The sequence below is a fragment of the Rhizobium sp. SVR5-2C genome (genome assembly GCF_056755115.1).
On the sequence record NZ_JBNDHT010000150.1, the window covers coordinates 1 to 15,506 of the forward strand.

Consider the following 15,506-nt stretch of genomic DNA (forward strand, 5'->3'; position numbering starts at 1 on the left):
CTAGAAAGACTGCCCTATTCCGGCATAGATGCCAAAACTTGCACCATCTTCGTACTTGTTCAAAGGTACGGCAAAATCAAGCCGAAGCGGTCCAAAGGGCGTGGCATAGCGAATTCCGACGCCGGCGCCAGCTCGAATATCCGAAAAATCCGGGAATTCATCGGGCCCCACGGTTCCGACGTCGATGAAGGGAACGACGCCGACGGTGTCGGTGATTCTGACGCGAGCCTCCAGCGAGGCCGTGACATAGGACTTGCCACCGGTCTCGTCACCATTGTCGTTACGAGGAGATATCTCCTGAAAGCCATAGCCGCGGACCGAGCCGCCGCCGCCGGCATAAAAACGCCGTGTCGCGGCGATCTGCTCCAATTCGCCCCCGATCAGGCTGCCCGCGGCAAGCTTGCCTGCGAAAACAACATTGTCTTCCGCACCAATTGCCTGGTAGCCGGTAATCGATCCCTCGAAGGACGAATAGATCACGCTGTCGAAAGCCTCGTAGCTTGGCGTTGCTTGCAGCGTTGCCCGATAGCCTGCAGTCGGATTGAACCTGTTGTCGCGTGCGTCACGCTCGTAGGTGAGCGGCAGCGCGAAAGTCAGGTATTCGTTGTTGCCGAATGCGTCGTCGTCGTCCTTTTCGTAGCTGATTTCTCCGCTCACCGAGGCGGTATCCTGATCGCTCAGCTCGTAGGATATGCCGAGCGACCCAGTGATCAGCGAGGCGTTGTACGGATCCGGATTTTCGGTCTTTGCGACAATGCCTGCTTTCAGCGTTGCCTCGGGGACAAAGGCGCCTGGCTTGGTGAAGAGAATGCCAGCCGAATAGTCGAGATTGCTGATGTCGTTCTCGCCGAACCGCCCGACCGAACCCTCGATCCGAAGGGATTCCGCTTCTCCGAAGAGGTTGCGGTGGCCCCAGTAGCCCTGGACGCCGAGACCATCGATCGTCGAGTAATTGGCACCGACGCCGAAGTAGCGCTGCTTGCCCTCGGAAACCTCGATCGTCATCGGCAAGGTGCCGTCCCCGGCAAGCGAATCGGCTTGGAGGATCGTGACGCTCGAAAAAACGCCAAGCGCGCGTAGTCGCTCGCTGGCTTTCTTGAGCCCCTCGGGGGAATAGGCCTCGCCTCTTTCGAGCCGGGAAAACCGCTGGATGAAAGTGGGCTTGACGGATTTTTCCCCGGTGACGCCGACATCTCCGATCGGTGCAACCGGGCCGCCCTCCGCTGCTATGACGACATCAACGGTGCTGGTGCGATGATCGGCTATCGCTTTCCGGGTTGTCAGCTTGGCGAGCGGTCTGCTTTCGCTTTTCAGCTGTTCGACGATTTTGTCGCCCGCGGCGATGATGGCCAGCGAGCCTGCCACCTGGCCAGGAGCAAGATTATAGTCGGCGGGGCTGCGGTTTGCAGCATCCCCACCAAACTGGACTTCCCTCACCCGGAAAACCGGCCCTGGGTCGATTTCGACATGCACGGGAATCGGCTTCGACCGGTCGAAGGTCGGGTTGGGAGGCAGTTCGTCGATATTCTTTCCATTAACGGTAATGGTAACGACCCCGCCATAGCGGGCATGTTCATAGAGCGTGGCAATCAAGCGGTCGCGATCGTCGCGAGCCTTGACGACAATACCGAGATCGCCGGAAACCGGGCGATCCTTGTCGCCAATAAGTCGCGAGCTGTCTTCCAGCGCTTTCTTGAGGTCGGCATCGGTGGTCTTGACGGCAAGATCAGCGGAATAGCGTACAGGATCGGGGACCTGTTCGCTCTCGCTCTGGTCCCCGCCGAAAATGGTCATGCCGAAAAGCTTGAATGCATAGGCCTTAGCAACCACGACCGGTGAAAATGCGGCCACCGCCGCGATCACCATCATAGTGCCTGTCCGCCGATACGCAGAACCCGTTTTCGGTGTCTTCCCTCTTATGTGCATCCGCCGCTTTTAGTTCCATCACAATGAAGCATTGCGTTTGCCCAGCCGTTAGCAGCTTAGCGGCAAAAATGCACGGGGTGTACCAATTAAGTTAATTTAAGTTAATTTAAGCAAATCAAGCTATTCAATTCACTAATTTAGATAGACGAAAAAATCCCGGTTGGGGCCGGGATTTTCGAGCCTCTATAAATTGGGTTCTGCCCGTTAGCGGGGGCAATCGTCGATATAGCGGCGACCATAGCGATCGCGATAGTAGCATTGGCCAGGCTGTTCCGCGACGTTGCCAATGAGGGCGCCAGCGAGACCTCCGGCTGCAGCGCCGACGGCGGCGCCGCGAACATTGCCTGTAACGACTCCGCCAATGACCGCACCGGAGGCCGCACCGATCCCGGCACCCTGCTGCGTCGGTGTACAGCTTGCAATGGACAAGCCGATCAGAGCGAATGCGATTATTTTCTTCATTTTGGTTCTCCAGGTTAGCTGCCTGCAGGCAGCAGCAGTCCCTTTGCGCTTTTTGACGTTCTTCTTAGTTTTTGAAACTATGTCGCGATAAGGTTGCGTCCAGCTTGCGCGGAAAATTTTCGCAATCACGGTTCTTTTCAATGTGACTCGATCAACACACAGTTTTGCATTCTTCGCTGAAGCATATTTGGCATGACGCCCTAAAGTAGCGGTTGATTCCAAAGCGAAAAGGTCAAATGATGCCCCCCGTGCCTGGAGGAAGGCGCGAGGAGGAAATCATGGCGAAGGTGAAACTGACGGTGAACGGCCGGGCGGTGAGCGGCGACTGTGAAGATCGTACGCTTCTTGTCCATTTTATTCGCGAAAAACTAGGTCTGACGGGAACGCACGTCGGCTGTGATACCAACCAATGCGGTGCCTGCGTCGTTCACATGGATGGCAAGTCGGTGAAGAGCTGCGGGATCCTTGCCGTCCAGGCGTCGGGTTCGACGATCACTACTGTCGAGGGGCTCGCCACCAATGGCGAACTGCATCCCGTTCAGGCGGCCTTCAAGGAAAACCACGGCCTGCAGTGCGGCTTCTGTACGCCGGGGATGGTGATGACGGCGGTCGACATGATCAACCGTCACGGCGGGCAGCTCGACGAGAATACGGTCCGCCACGAGCTCGAAGGCAATATCTGTCGCTGCACCGGCTATCACAACATCGTCAAGGCCGTGCTGTCCGCCAATGCGGAGATGCATGGCGGCGCAAGACAGGCTGCTGAATAACATCTCTTTGGAATTGTCTGGCTGACTGCCGAACGCGATTCTCTTTGGCGGAATGCCGGGCCCGAAACCCCATTGGGAGGACATCATGGGTGTTGAAGGAATTGGTGCACGCGTAGCGCGCAAGGAAGACAAGCGGTTCCTGACCGGCAAGGGACGCTATACGGACGACATGGTCGTGCCGGGCATGAAGTATGGCTACTTCGTTCGCAGCCCGCATGCGCATGCCAAGATCAAGGGTATCGACGTTTCTGCTGCAAGGTCCATGCCCGGGGTCATCGACGTGCTTGACGGCAAGCAGTTGCTGGCGGATGGCATCGGCAACCTCATCTGTGGCTGGATGATCCATTCCAAGGATGGTTCGCCGATGAAGATGGGTGCGTGGCGCCCGCTGGCGGTCGACACGGTGCGCTACGTCGGAGATGCCGTTGCCATCGTCGTGGCGGATTCCCTTAATGAGGCTCGCGACGCTGCGGAAGCGGTCGTCGTCGACTATGAGGAATTGCCGGCTGTGAGCGAGGCAGTCGATGCGCTCAAGGCGGGCGCGCCTCAGGTCCATCCGGAGGCTCCCAGCAATCTGATCTTCGATTGGGAACTCGGCGACGCCGGGCCAACGGACAAGGCCATTTCCGAAGCTGCCCACATCACGGAAATCGAGATCCACAACAATCGCCTCTCGCCCAATGCGATGGAACCGCGCGCCGCGCTCGGAATCTATGACGCGGGCGAAGATCACTACACCTGCTACACGACGAGCCAGAACCCGCATGTCGCGCGGCTCGTGATGAGTGCATTCTATAATGTCGCGCCGGAAAACAAGCTGCGGGTGATCGCCCCGGATGTCGGCGGCGGCTTTGGATCGAAGATTTACATCTATCCTGAGGAGGTCGTCTGTCTCTGGGCTTCGAAAAAGACGGGCGTACCGGTCAAGTGGACCGCGGACCGAACCGAAGCCTTCCTGGCGGATGCACATGGCCGCGATCACGTTTCAACCGTGAAAATGGCATTCGACAAAGACAACCGCATCATCGGGCTGAAGGTCGACACCATCTGCAATCTCGGTGCCTACATGTCCCTCTTCTCCTCGGCGGTTCCGACCTACCTCTACGCGACGCTGCTGTCGGGCCAGTACGATATCCCGGCCATCCATGCCAATGTCCGTACCGTCTATACGAATACGGCGCCTGTCGACGCTTACCGCGGCGCCGGGCGGCCGGAAGCGACCTATCTGCTCGAGCGCACGATGGAAACGGCGGCGCGGGAGCTCGGCATTTCGCCAGCGGAGTTACGGCGGAAGAATTTCATCCGCTCCTTCCCGCATCAGACGCCGGTGATCATGAACTACGACGCGGGTGACTACGAAGCATCGCTCAGTGCCGCCATGCAGGCTGCAGACTGGAATGGCTTCGCGGCGCGCAAAGCCGAGGCGGCCGGTCGCGGCATGAAGCGTGGCATCGGTATGAGCTGCTATATCGAGGCTTGCGGCATTGCACCGTCACAAGCTGTGGGTTCGCTCGGGGCCGGGGTCGGTCTCTGGGAATCGGCAGAAGTGCGAGTGAACGCGGTCGGTACGGTCGAAGTGCTGACGGGGTCGCACAGCCACGGGCAGGGGCACGAGACGACCTTTGCACAGCTGGTGGCCGATCGCCTCGGTGTCCCGATCGACAGCGTGTCGGTCCTGCACGGCGATACCGACAAGGTGCAGATGGGCATGGGCACCTATGGTTCACGCTCCGGTGCGGTTGGCATGTCTGCTGTCGTCAAGGCTCTCGACAAGGTGGAAGCCAAAGCCAAGAAGATTGCCGCGCATCAGATGGAAGCGGATGAGAGCGATATCATCATCGAAAACGGCGAGTTGAAGGTCGCCGGCACCGACAAGACGCTGCCATGGTTCCAGGTCGCGCTTGCCGCCTACACAGCTCACAATCTTCCGAGCGGGATGGAGCCGGGACTGAAGGAAACGGCGTTTTACGACCCTTCGAACTTCACTTTCCCGGCAGGCTGCTACATCTGCGAGGTCGAAGTCGATCCCGAAACGGGCAAGACGGAAATCGTCCAGTTCGTCGCCGCCGACGATTTCGGCAATATCATCAACCCGATGATCGTCGAAGGGCAGGTCCACGGCGGCATTGCCCAGGGCATCGGGCAGGCGCTGCTTGAAGGCGTCCAATATGATGAGAACGGCCAACTCCTGACCGCGAGCTACATGGACTACACCATGCCGCGCGCCGATGACTTGCCGTCCTTCAAACTGTCGCACCAGAATACCCCTTGCCCCAACAACCCGCTCGGCATCAAGGGGTGCGGCGAGGCCGGCGCAATCGGCTCGCCTCCGGCGGTGATGAACGCAATAACCGATGCGATCGGGAACAACATGCTGACGATGCCCGCCACGCCGCAGAAGGTGTGGATGGCTGCACAAGCGACCCATTGAGGAGGAACGGCCATGTATCAGACGAACTATCACCGCGCCTCTACGGTCGATGAGGCGGTCAGCATGCTTGCAGGCGCAGCCGAGGGCAAATACGTCTCCGGCGGCATGACGCTGATCGCAACGATGAAGCAGCGGCTTGCCGCGCCGAGCGACCTCGTTGACTTGCGTCACATCGCCTCGATGCAAGGGATCACCGTGCAGGGCCGAACGGTGGGGATCGGCGCGGCAGTCACGCATGCGGAAGTGGCTTCTTCCGCTGCGATCAGCGCTGTTTGTCCTGCCCTGTGCGAACTTGCCGGTTTGATCGGCGATCCGCATGTGCGCCACATGGGGACGATCGGCGGTTCGATCGCCAATGACGACCCTGCTGCGGACTATCCTGCCGCGATGCTGGCGCTGAATGCCTTGATTATCACCAACAAGCGCGAGATCGCAGCCGACGATTTCTTCACCGGTCTTTTCGAGACAGCGCTCGACGAAGGCGAATTGATAACCGCGATTACCTTTGAGGCACCGGAGAAGGCAGGCTACGCCAAGTTTCCGAACCCGGCCTCCCGCTACGCCTTGACCGGTGTCTTCGTGGCGAAGGGATCCGGCGGTGTGCGGGTCGCCGTCACTGGAGCCGGTTCCAACGGTGTGTTTCGCCAGCACGCGATGGAGCAGGCATTGAGCGCCAACTGGTCGCCCGGCGCGATAGCAGGCGTCAATGTCGACTCGACAGGCTTGATGTCGGACCTGCACGCCAGCGCGGAATATCGCGCCAATCTCGTGAAGGTGATGGCGAAGCGTGCCGTTGCCGCGGCAGGCTAATATCTTGACGGGGACAGTTCCCGTGCCAGCGAATTTGCGCGATCTCCCGGCTAATGGGTGATCGCGCATTTTTTATCTGGAATGATTCAAAAAGATAGGCCATTTGCCGCAGTTGATGCTAAAGCGGTTGACGTGTGCGCGTTCGTTGGGAGATGAACGCTGCACGATACTGGAGCAGATGATGGATTTCGAAGCGTTTTTTAAAGGCGAACTGGACGGGCTCCACGATGAGGGCCGCTATCGCGTTTTTGCCGATCTCGAGCGTCACCGCGGCAATTTTCCGCGCGCCACGCGCCACACGCCCGAAGGCCCGAAAGACGTAACCGTCTGGTGCTCCAACGACTATCTCGGCATGGGCCAGAACTCCAAGGTGATCGAGGCGATGAAGAACGCCATAGATCACTGTGGCGCGGGTGCGGGAGGCACCCGGAATATCTCTGGAACCACCCATTACCACGTTCTGCTGGAGCGCGAGCTTGCCGATCTGCACGGCAAGGAATCGGCACTGATCTTCACGTCCGGCTATGTCTCCAACTGGGCGACTCTCGGCACGTTGGGCGCCAAGATTCCCGGCCTTATCATTTTCTCCGATGCGCTGAACCACGCCTCGATGATCGAAGGCATTCGCTATGCGAAGTGCGAGAAGGTCATCTGGAAGCACAACGACGTGGCCGATCTCGAAGCCAAGCTTGCGGCCGCCGATCCGAAGGCGCCGAAGCTGATTGCCTTTGAGTCCATTTATTCCATGGATGGCGATATCGCACCGATCAAGGAAATCTGCGACCTCGCTGACAAATACGGCGCAATGACCTATCTCGACGAAGTCCATGCCGTCGGCATGTATGGACCGCGCGGCGGCGGCATTGCCGAACGCGAAGGCCTGATGGACCGGCTGACGATCATCGAAGGCACGCTCGGCAAGGCCTTCGGCGTCATGGGCGGCTATATCGCGGCCTCGACGGCGCTTTGCGATTTCATCCGCTCGTTTGCGTCCGGCTTCATCTTCACGACGGCGCTGCCGCCGGCGCTTGCCGCCGGCGCGGTCGCCTCGATCCAGCATCTGAAGGTCAGCCAGTTCGAGCGCGCCCGGCACCAGGATCGCGTCCGCAAGCTGCGCTCGTTGCTCGATCAGCGGGGTATTCCGCATATGCCGAATCCCAGCCATATCGTGCCGGTGATGGTCGGGGATGCGGCGAAGTGCAAATGGATTTCGGACCTGCTGCTCGACAATTGCGGCGTCTACGTTCAGCCGATCAACTACCCGACGGTTCCGAAGAAGACCGAGCGGCTGCGCATTACGCCGACGCCACTGCACAGCGATGCCGACATCCTGCATCTCGTCGAGGCGCTGCATTCGCTTTGGTCGCGTTGCGCACTGGCTCGGCAGGTCGCCTGAATTTAGGGAATTGTTCCTTCAGCAGAGGAGCGCAGCGCGCCGCCGGGCTTCTCTGTCCGCTGCGAAAACCTCGTCCATGGCCGTTGCCGGCGGCAGATCGATCAATTGATCCATGACGGTTTCGGTTATTCTCGCCATCTCTAGGAAAGAGAGCCGCCCCGCGATAAATGCCTCGAGGGCCACTTCCTTGGCGCCGTTCAATACGGCGCCCTGAACCCCTCCGCGGATCATCGCGAGCCGTGCCAGGCGCAATGCCGGAAAACGGACTTCATCAGGCGCCTCGAAATCCAACCTCGCCAGTTTTGCAAAGTCGAGGCGCTCTACCGGCAGAGTGGGCCGAAGCGGATAGGAAAGCGCATAGCCGATTGCCGTGCGCATGTCCGGCGCCCCAAGCTGTGCCAGCACGGAGCCGTCGGTATAGCCGACCATGGAATGGATCACCGATTGGGGATGGACGATCACCTCGATCTGTTCAGGCGCCAGCCCGAACAGATGTCTTGCCTCGATCATCTCGAGCGCCTTGTTGAACATGGACGCGCTGTCGATCGAGATTTTCAGACCCATCGACCAGTTGGGGTGAGCGCGGGCGGTCTCGACCGTGACATTTGCCATCTCGTCGACCGAACAGTTGCGGAACGGCCCTCCCGAAGCGGTCAAGATGACCCGCTCAACGGAATGGCGCTGTTTTTCCTCGAGTACCTGGAAAATGGCGTTGTGTTCGCTGTCGACAGGCAACAGCTTGCCGCCACCAGCCCTCACGGCTTCGACGAACAGCGCCCCTGCGGAAACAAGGCATTCCTTATTTGCGAGCGCGATATCGGCGCCGCGCCTCGCAGCGGCGAGTGTTGGGACAAGCCCGGCCGTGCCGACGATTGCTGCCATGACCCAGTCGGCCTCGGCGTTAGCCGCCTCCATTAAGCCGGAGGTGCCTGCTGCCACCGCGACGCCGCTGCCTGAAAGTTCACGCTTCAGCGCCTCGTAGTGCCGCTCGCTGGCCGTCACAGCGAGTTTGGCGCCCACGGATCTTGCCTGCCTCGCCAGCAATTCAACATTGCCGTTGCCGGTAAGGGCAGTGATCTCGAAATTCTCCCGCCCGCCCAGATGATCGATGACATCGAGCGTATTTTGCCCGATTGAACCCGTCGAGCCGAAGATACTCAGGCGCCTTGGGGCGTTTTTGCCGGTCGTCATGCGGGTATGTGCCAGAAATTTCCCATTTGCCTCTTGGCTCTACAGGGCTTTGAAATGAGCGGCAAGTGTGCGGTGCAGCACTTTTCCGCCGAGAAGGGGTTTACATAGCGTCTCTCTGATGTGATCCTTGTAATGTTCGTGCATGGTTTTCCGCACGACGCCGCGGCTGTCCCTACGGCCGCTCAAGGCAACTGCGAGCGCCTCCGCGCTCTATGGCACACGGCATCTTTATGCCGGGCCGCTTCACAATTGAGAGGAACAAAAGGACGCGCAGAAAGCGCATCCGGTGGTTTTTTGCGCCCTTTTCGGTGCGATTGGATTTGATGATGAGGCTGAAAAGAACATTGTTCGCCGGTGCATGCCTTCTATGGGTTCTGCCCGCCAAGGCAGATAATCTGCTGATCTGGAGGCCAGTGCGGGTTTCGGAGCAGTCCTACAAGGCGACAATGGGTTTCCACCTTCCTTCTGAGTGGGAAACCAGCGCCGGCGCCGACTTGGCGCTGGCGTCGGAAGGCGGCGGTACCGTCCAGACTGACTCCGAGCAGGCGACGCTCTGGGGCAAGATCACCAAGGTTCGTGCTACGCCCGCAGGCCAGGCGGAGCAGGATGCAAGCGTCAGAATCGATACGTTGCGCGGCAGCGGTTCGCTCCTGCTCAGCCGCTCGCGCAGCTTTATCCTATCGGATTCGCTCGACCTTCAGACGAGCCGGTTTGTCAGCGTCGGTTTCGATGCTGTCGAAACGCGACAGGCTTCGGTAACAGCAAGTCAAGCCTTGAAGCTGATCGCTCCATCGACTGGTACGACGTTTTCTGCCGGCGGCAGCGTTGTGGATTTCGGCAAGGATTTTTCAAGTTCGCTCGGAGTGAGCCAGAACATTTTTCCAAACCTCAATCTCAGTGCGGGTATGACCGATCCGCTTTCTATAGATCGTTCGGCAACCGTCAACGTCAACTACCGGGTAAGCTGGTAGGCGTCTGCACCTATGGTCGTTTGAAACAAAGGTCGTCGTTTGGCGTTTCTTGGCAATTCAGGAGGAGGAACGACCATGGTTTTCAAGCAGGCTACATTCCACGGGAAACAGCCTGAAATCGAAGCGGAGCCCGTCAATCATGCGACACTTGAAAGGGCGGTCGCTGCCGCGCTCGCAACCGCGGGCGGTATCGATGCGTCGGATGTCGAAGTGACGGCGGAAGGCGACAATATCGTTCTCAGCGGGACGGTAGGCTCGGCCTACGAAATCGAACGTGCGACGGCTGTGGCACAATCGATTTCGGGAGTTCGCGCCGTCCGCAATCAGATCGTGCTGGGCTGAATGGTCCGAGAGGGCGGTTAACCATTAATTAAACATTAACGTTTCGTAATTGGACGGCTGCATGGGCAGGCCCGTAGCTTCCGAAGCTGCATTTAAGGCGTTTTCAGAACGAAGGTGTTGCCATGCATGAGATGGAGCAAATCAACCGCCGCACATGGAGTAGTCCGATTGCCCGCCGTGACTACCGGAAGAGTAGTGGCTATCTGAATGAGGGTGAGCGTGTCGTCTTGGATATCGCGCGCAGTCGCGGACAAGGTGGCCGGATTCTCGACATCGGCGTCGGCGGCGGCCGAACGGCTGGCCTGCTTGGCGATATAGCCAAGGAATACATCGGCATCGATTACACGCCGGAAATGGTGATTCTCGCGCGCTCAAACTGTCCGGGCATCCATTTCGAACATATGGACGCGCGGGATCTGTCGGCATTCACCAGCAGTAGCTTCGACGTTGTTGTCTTCAGCTACAATGGCATCGACTCGGTCGATGCGGAAGGTCGCAAGGCTATCCTTGTAGAGGTTTCGCGGGTCTTGAAACCGGCGGGCGCCTTCGTTTTTTCGACGTTCAATCGAAACTGGAACGGCTTTGGCGACCATCGCGCACGTTCATCCATCGCATGGTCCGGCGATCCGCTTCGCTTGAGCTTCCGGCTTTTCAAGCATGCGGTGGGACTGGTGCGCGAGCGCCGCTTCGCACCCTTGGAGCAGCGCGAGGGTGAGCATGCCATTCTCCTGCATCACGCCCATGACTTCGGAATCATGGTCTATGCGACCACGCCAGGGCAACTCCGCTCCCAACTTTCAGCGAGTGGCTTCGACAGCAACCCCATGCTCTTTTCGGTCGACGGCCAGCCCCTCGGCGGTGAAACGCTGCCGGACGAGGAGTATTTCCATGTGGTCGCTTATAAGCCGGCGCTCAGCTAATCAGCCGGCAAAGCGTTCGACGAGAAACGTTGATTGGTAGCCGGCGCCCGCAGAACGATCGGTCTTCTGGGTTGTAATGGGCCCGGATGACTGATGAGCAATAGCAAGCAGCGCGACGCTGATCGCGACATAGGCTGCAATCAGTATGGTCATCTTGATGCGCATGGCGAGACCTCCTGTTTCGCCTTCAACGCCGGCCTCATTTCAAAGTTCCAAGTATCGCACTCTATGGTGCGATCGCGATGCCGCTACGTGTGACAGGCTGGCGCAGCTCGTTCACTATTTGAGACGGATATTAAAACAGCCTGACCGGCTCTGCCTTCTAAAAGTCCGTTTGCAGTGAACACTGGATGAGCCGCTCGCAAAAAAGTGCGGACGCCACGATACGGAATCAGGAAGATAGTTCGGATCATTCTTCGATGACATACGTTTATATAGCGCCGGAGTTGTTCTTCGTTGGCCGGGCTCAATCGTATCTGGCCAAATTTAGAAGGAGACGATGATGAGAAAAATCATTGCGATGGTGGTCGCCACGGCAGCACTGGCCCAAGCCGGTTCAACAGTTGCATTCGCAGCCGATGCGATTCGCACGTATCAACCGCCGCCCCAGCAGTCGGATGTGCGTGGCGGGGTGAAGATCGGTTTGCTGACCTGCGATGTCGGTGGAGGCGTTGGATATGTCCTCGGTTCAGCGAAGGAAGCCGATTGCGTCTTTACGTCCAGCATCGATAACGAGTTTTCTGACCATTATAGTGGCGACATAAGAAAACTCGGCGTGGACCTCGGATTTACGACGCGCAGCCGTCTTATCTGGGCGGTCTTTGCGCCGACCGCCGGCTACCATCACGGATCGCTTGCCGGCCTTTATGTCGGCGCCGCGGCCGAAGCCACAATCGGTGCCGGTGTCGGGGCGAATGTGCTCGTCGGTGGTACGACTGGATCGATTCATCTCCAGCCTCTCAGCGTCACGGGTCAGTTCGGGCTCAACGTTGCTGCCGCCGGGGCGTCGATGACCCTCACGCCAACTTGATAAGCGGCCACACGCCCTCCGGCGGCTCCGGTCGGGCGTGTGGCTGAGTTAGGAGTTCGAACTATGAGCCAGACAGCAAAGCTATCCGCTAGAGCAACGTTCGCTCGCGGCATGCTTAAGTCGGCTTCTTGGTCTGATTTGCAGACATCGTTCCATCGGCGCGTGCGGCATCGTTCAAGTTTCGGAGCACGGGAATCAGCAGCAGCGGCATTAGAGGCCTTTTGCGGCCTCATGTCACGTCCTGAAATGTGCTGATATCGCATTAGCGCCTTGCAAAGTAGGATATTCTATAGTTAGTTTTGATTGGAGCCAAACGACCCGGGATGCACATTTTTGTGCCTTGCCATAGATGGCGGACAGGTGTCCAATCAATTCACGAAACGTGTTGATTCTCAACGAAATGTCGTTTTCCATTTATTGGTTCGGCAATTTCGAGCGCCTGCGGCATAAACCTTGAATGGAGGCCCCATGCTGAATGAATCCGTGTTCGATGCGTTTGCGCGTAGCTACGAAGCGCGTCGCGAAACTGAAATGTCCATTACAGATTACCTGGAGCTCTGCAAACAGGAGCCGCTCGCCTATGCGAACGCGACGGAGCGCCTGCTCGCTGCGATCGGCGAGCCGCAGATGCTGGACACCGCCAAGGATCCACGCCTCGGCCGGATCTTCATGAATAGAACTATTCGGACTTACCCCTCCTTCACCGGCTTTTACGGAATGGAAGAGACGATCGAGCGGATCGTTTCCTTCTTTACCCATGCCGCACAGGGGCTCGAAGAGCGCAAGCAGATCCTCTACCTGCTTGGTCCGGTCGGGGGCGGCAAGTCGTCCCTCGCCGAGCGGTTGAAGCAGCTGATGGAGGTCCATCCGATTTACCTGCTGAAGGCTGGTGACGAGATCAGCCCGGTTTTCGAAAATCCGCTCAGCCTCTTTGACCCTGTCGCAGTAGGCCCACTGCTTCTCGAAAAATATGGCATTCCGACGCGCCGGCTGACCGGTCTCATGAGTCCTTGGTGCGTGAAGCGACTGGACGAGTTCGGCGGCGACATCTCCCGTTTCCGCGTCGTCAGAATGCAGCCTTCGCGGCTGCGCCAGATCGCCATCGCCAAGACCGAGCCGGGCGATGAGAACAATCAGGACATTTCTTCCCTCGCCGGCAAGGTCGATATCCGCAAGCTGGAGAGCTATTCGCAGAATGATCCCGACGCCTACAGCTATTCCGGCGCGCTCAACCGCGCCAACCAAGGCCTTCTCGAATTCGTCGAGATGTTCAAGGCGCCGATCAAGATGCTGCATCCGCTGCTGACTGCGACGCAGGAGGGAAATTACATCGGTACCGAAAATATCGGCGCCATTCCGTTTTCGGGCATCGTGCTCGCGCATTCGAACGAGGCAGAATGGCAGACCTTCAAGGCGAACAAGAACAACGAGGCCTTCATCGACCGCATCTGCGTCATCAAGGTACCCTATTGCCTGCGGGTAGCCGAGGAGCAGAAGATCTACGAGAAGCTGATCGAAGGATCGGAACTCGCAGATGCTCCTTGCGCGCCGGGAACGCTTGAAATGCTCGCACGCTTCTCTGTGCTTTCGCGCTTGCGCAAGCACGAGAATTCGACATTCTTTTCCAAGATGCGCGCCTATGACGGCGAAAGCCTCAAGGAAACCGATCCGCGAGCCCGTAGTGTTCAAGAATACAGGGATGCGGCAGGTGTCGATGAGGGAATGGACGGAATATCGACACGTTTCTCCTTCAAAGTGCTTGCTTCGACCTTCAATCATCACACGAGCGAGGTCGGAGCGGATCCGGTTCACCTGATGTACGTTCTGGAGCAGGCTATCCGCCGCGAGCAGTTTCACGACGAAACCGAGAAACGCTACATAGAGTTCATCAAGGCCGATCTTGCGCCGCGGTATGCGGAGTTCATCGGCAACGAAATTCAGAAAGCCTATCTGGAATCCTATGCGGATTACGGTCAGAATCTTTTTGACCGCTACGTGGACTACGCCGATGCCTGGATCGAGGACGTGGATTTCAAGGATCCGGACACCGGTCAGCTGCTCGACCGGGAACTCCTTAATCAGGAGCTGACGAAGATTGAAAAGCCGGCGGGTATCGCCAACCCGAAGGATTTTCGCAACGAGATCGTCAAGTTCTGCCTGAGATCGCGGGCAAACAACAACGGGAAAAACCCGTCTTGGACGAGCTATGAAAAGATCAGGGAAGTGATCGAGAAGCGCATGTTCTCGCAGGTCGAGGACCTGTTGCCGGTCATTTCCTTCGGCACCAAGAAGGACGGTGATACCGAGAAGAAGCACAGTGAATTCGTTTCTCGCATGACCGCGCGCGGGTACACCGAACGACAGGTTCGGCGCCTCGTGGAATGGTACATGCGCGTTAAGCAGGCAAGTTAATGCTCAGCGGGAGCCATCATGCACATTGTCGACCGCCGGCTGAATCCGCGCGGTAAAAGCTTAGAAAATCGTCAACGGTTTCTTCGGCGCGCGAAAAGCGCCGTGCAGCTGGCGGTAAAGCGTTCTCTTCAAAGCCGTAATATTCGAGATGTGCTCGACGGTGGTGAGGTCAGCCTGCCGATTGACGGCTTGGGAGAGCCGAGCTTCCGCAGGGGTGAAGGCGGAATCAGCGATCAAATTCTGCCGGGAAACCGGGCCTTCGTCGAAGGCGACATCATTCCAAGGCCACCTGGAAGGAGCGGCGGAAGACCGAAAGAAGCGGGCGAGGGCGACGGTGAGGACAGTTTCCGCTTCGTCCTGACACGCGAAGAATTTCTCGACGTCTTTCTCGATGATCTGGAACTGCCCGATCTAGCAAAACGGCGGCTGACCGAAACCGAAGAGGAAAGTCCTGTTCGGGCCGGCTACTCCGTTTCCGGATCGCCTGCCAATATCGCTGTCGGGCGTACAACGCGGCTGGCGATGATGCGGCGCATTGCACTTCGTCGCCCGCGCATCGCAGAAATCGAGGCGCTGCGGCGCCAGATCGAAGGATGCGAGGATGATGAAAAGCGTCTGGCGCTCGAGGCTGAGCTCAAGTCGCTGACGGAAAAAAGCCGGCGCATTCCTTATATCGATCCACTTGATGTGCGCTATCGCCGCTTCGAGAGCGAACCGAAGCCGGTAGCAAAGGCCGTCATGTTCTGCCTGATGGATGTCTCCGCCTCGATGTCTGAGCATATGAAGGACCTGGCGAAGCGGTTCTATCTTCTCCTCTATCTCTTCCTCTCGCAGCGCTACAAGAA

Annotated in this window: 14 protein-coding genes; 10 read left to right on the forward strand and 4 right to left on the reverse strand. The window is 58.3% G+C overall.

Annotated elements, in window-relative coordinates; all coding sequences use genetic code 11:
• Together ACPYOI_RS29735 and ACPYOI_RS29740 are read right to left on the reverse strand one after the other, a co-directional pair.
• Positions 1-1,926, reverse strand: a complete 1,926-nt coding sequence (locus ACPYOI_RS29735; RefSeq protein ID WP_481417276.1) for an autotransporter assembly complex protein TamA — start codon at positions 1,924-1,926, stop codon at positions 1-3.
• 204 nt (positions 1,927-2,130) lie between these two features.
• Positions 2,131-2,388, reverse strand: a complete 258-nt coding sequence (locus tag ACPYOI_RS29740) for a YMGG-like glycine zipper-containing protein (RefSeq protein ID WP_168832661.1) — start codon at positions 2,386-2,388, stop codon at positions 2,131-2,133.
• A gap of 278 nt (positions 2,389-2,666) precedes the next feature.
• Between ACPYOI_RS29740 and ACPYOI_RS29745 the strand changes: the two genes are divergently transcribed.
• From ACPYOI_RS29745 to hemA, 4 genes are all read left to right on the forward strand, one after another.
• Entirely contained in the window at positions 2,667-3,158 is a 492-nt protein-coding gene (locus ACPYOI_RS29745; protein ID WP_168832660.1) for a (2Fe-2S)-binding protein, read from the forward strand.
• A gap of 85 nt (positions 3,159-3,243) precedes the next feature.
• On the forward strand, positions 3,244-5,589 hold the full coding sequence (locus ACPYOI_RS29750; RefSeq protein ID WP_168832659.1) for a xanthine dehydrogenase family protein molybdopterin-binding subunit: 2,346 nt from the start codon (positions 3,244-3,246) through the stop codon (positions 5,587-5,589).
• Between the two features lie 12 nt (positions 5,590-5,601).
• Positions 5,602-6,399, forward strand: a complete 798-nt coding sequence (locus ACPYOI_RS29755; RefSeq protein ID WP_168832658.1) for an FAD binding domain-containing protein — start codon at positions 5,602-5,604, stop codon at positions 6,397-6,399.
• A gap of 181 nt (positions 6,400-6,580) precedes the next feature.
• Positions 6,581-7,795: a 5-aminolevulinate synthase gene (hemA, locus tag ACPYOI_RS29760; RefSeq protein ID WP_168832657.1), complete on the forward strand. Its 1,215-nt coding sequence runs from the start codon at positions 6,581-6,583 to the stop codon at positions 7,793-7,795.
• Between the two features lie 18 nt (positions 7,796-7,813).
• On the opposite strand, the gene dxr is transcribed toward hemA, so the two are convergent.
• Positions 7,814-8,986: a 1-deoxy-D-xylulose-5-phosphate reductoisomerase gene (gene dxr / locus ACPYOI_RS29765; protein ID WP_168832656.1), complete on the reverse strand. Its 1,173-nt coding sequence runs from the start codon at positions 8,984-8,986 to the stop codon at positions 7,814-7,816.
• A gap of 326 nt (positions 8,987-9,312) precedes the next feature.
• Between dxr and ACPYOI_RS29770 the strand changes: the two genes are divergently transcribed.
• The 3 genes from ACPYOI_RS29770 (at position 9,313) to ACPYOI_RS29780 (ending at position 11,219) form a co-directional block, all read left to right on the forward strand.
• On the forward strand, positions 9,313-9,957 hold the full coding sequence (locus ACPYOI_RS29770) for a hypothetical protein (RefSeq protein ID WP_481417278.1): 645 nt from the start codon (positions 9,313-9,315) through the stop codon (positions 9,955-9,957).
• 75 nt (positions 9,958-10,032) lie between these two features.
• Positions 10,033-10,299, forward strand: a complete 267-nt coding sequence (locus ACPYOI_RS29775; protein WP_481417279.1) for a BON domain-containing protein — start codon at positions 10,033-10,035, stop codon at positions 10,297-10,299.
• 122 nt (positions 10,300-10,421) lie between these two features.
• Positions 10,422-11,219, forward strand: a complete 798-nt coding sequence (locus tag ACPYOI_RS29780) for a class I SAM-dependent methyltransferase (RefSeq protein ID WP_481417280.1) — start codon at positions 10,422-10,424, stop codon at positions 11,217-11,219.
• On the opposite strand, the gene ACPYOI_RS29785 is transcribed toward ACPYOI_RS29780, so the two are convergent.
• The gene (locus ACPYOI_RS29785) at positions 11,220-11,384 is read right to left on the reverse strand and encodes a hypothetical protein (protein WP_481417281.1); all 165 of its coding nucleotides are present in this window, start codon (positions 11,382-11,384) and stop codon (positions 11,220-11,222) included.
• A 337-nt stretch (positions 11,385-11,721) separates the two neighbouring features.
• Between ACPYOI_RS29785 and ACPYOI_RS29790 the strand changes: the two genes are divergently transcribed.
• The 3 genes from ACPYOI_RS29790 to ACPYOI_RS29800 all read left to right on the forward strand — a co-directional run.
• Positions 11,722-12,249, forward strand: coding sequence for a DUF992 domain-containing protein (locus ACPYOI_RS29790; protein WP_168832653.1), 528 nt, complete (start codon positions 11,722-11,724; stop codon positions 12,247-12,249).
• Between the two features lie 468 nt (positions 12,250-12,717).
• Positions 12,718-14,661 (forward strand): PrkA family serine protein kinase, encoded by a 1,944-nt coding sequence (locus tag ACPYOI_RS29795; RefSeq protein ID WP_168832652.1) that lies wholly within the window; start codon positions 12,718-12,720, stop codon positions 14,659-14,661.
• A gap of 18 nt (positions 14,662-14,679) precedes the next feature.
• The coding region (locus tag ACPYOI_RS29800) for a DUF444 family protein (protein ID WP_481423737.1) at positions 14,680-15,506 on the forward strand (827 nt) is incomplete at its 3' end.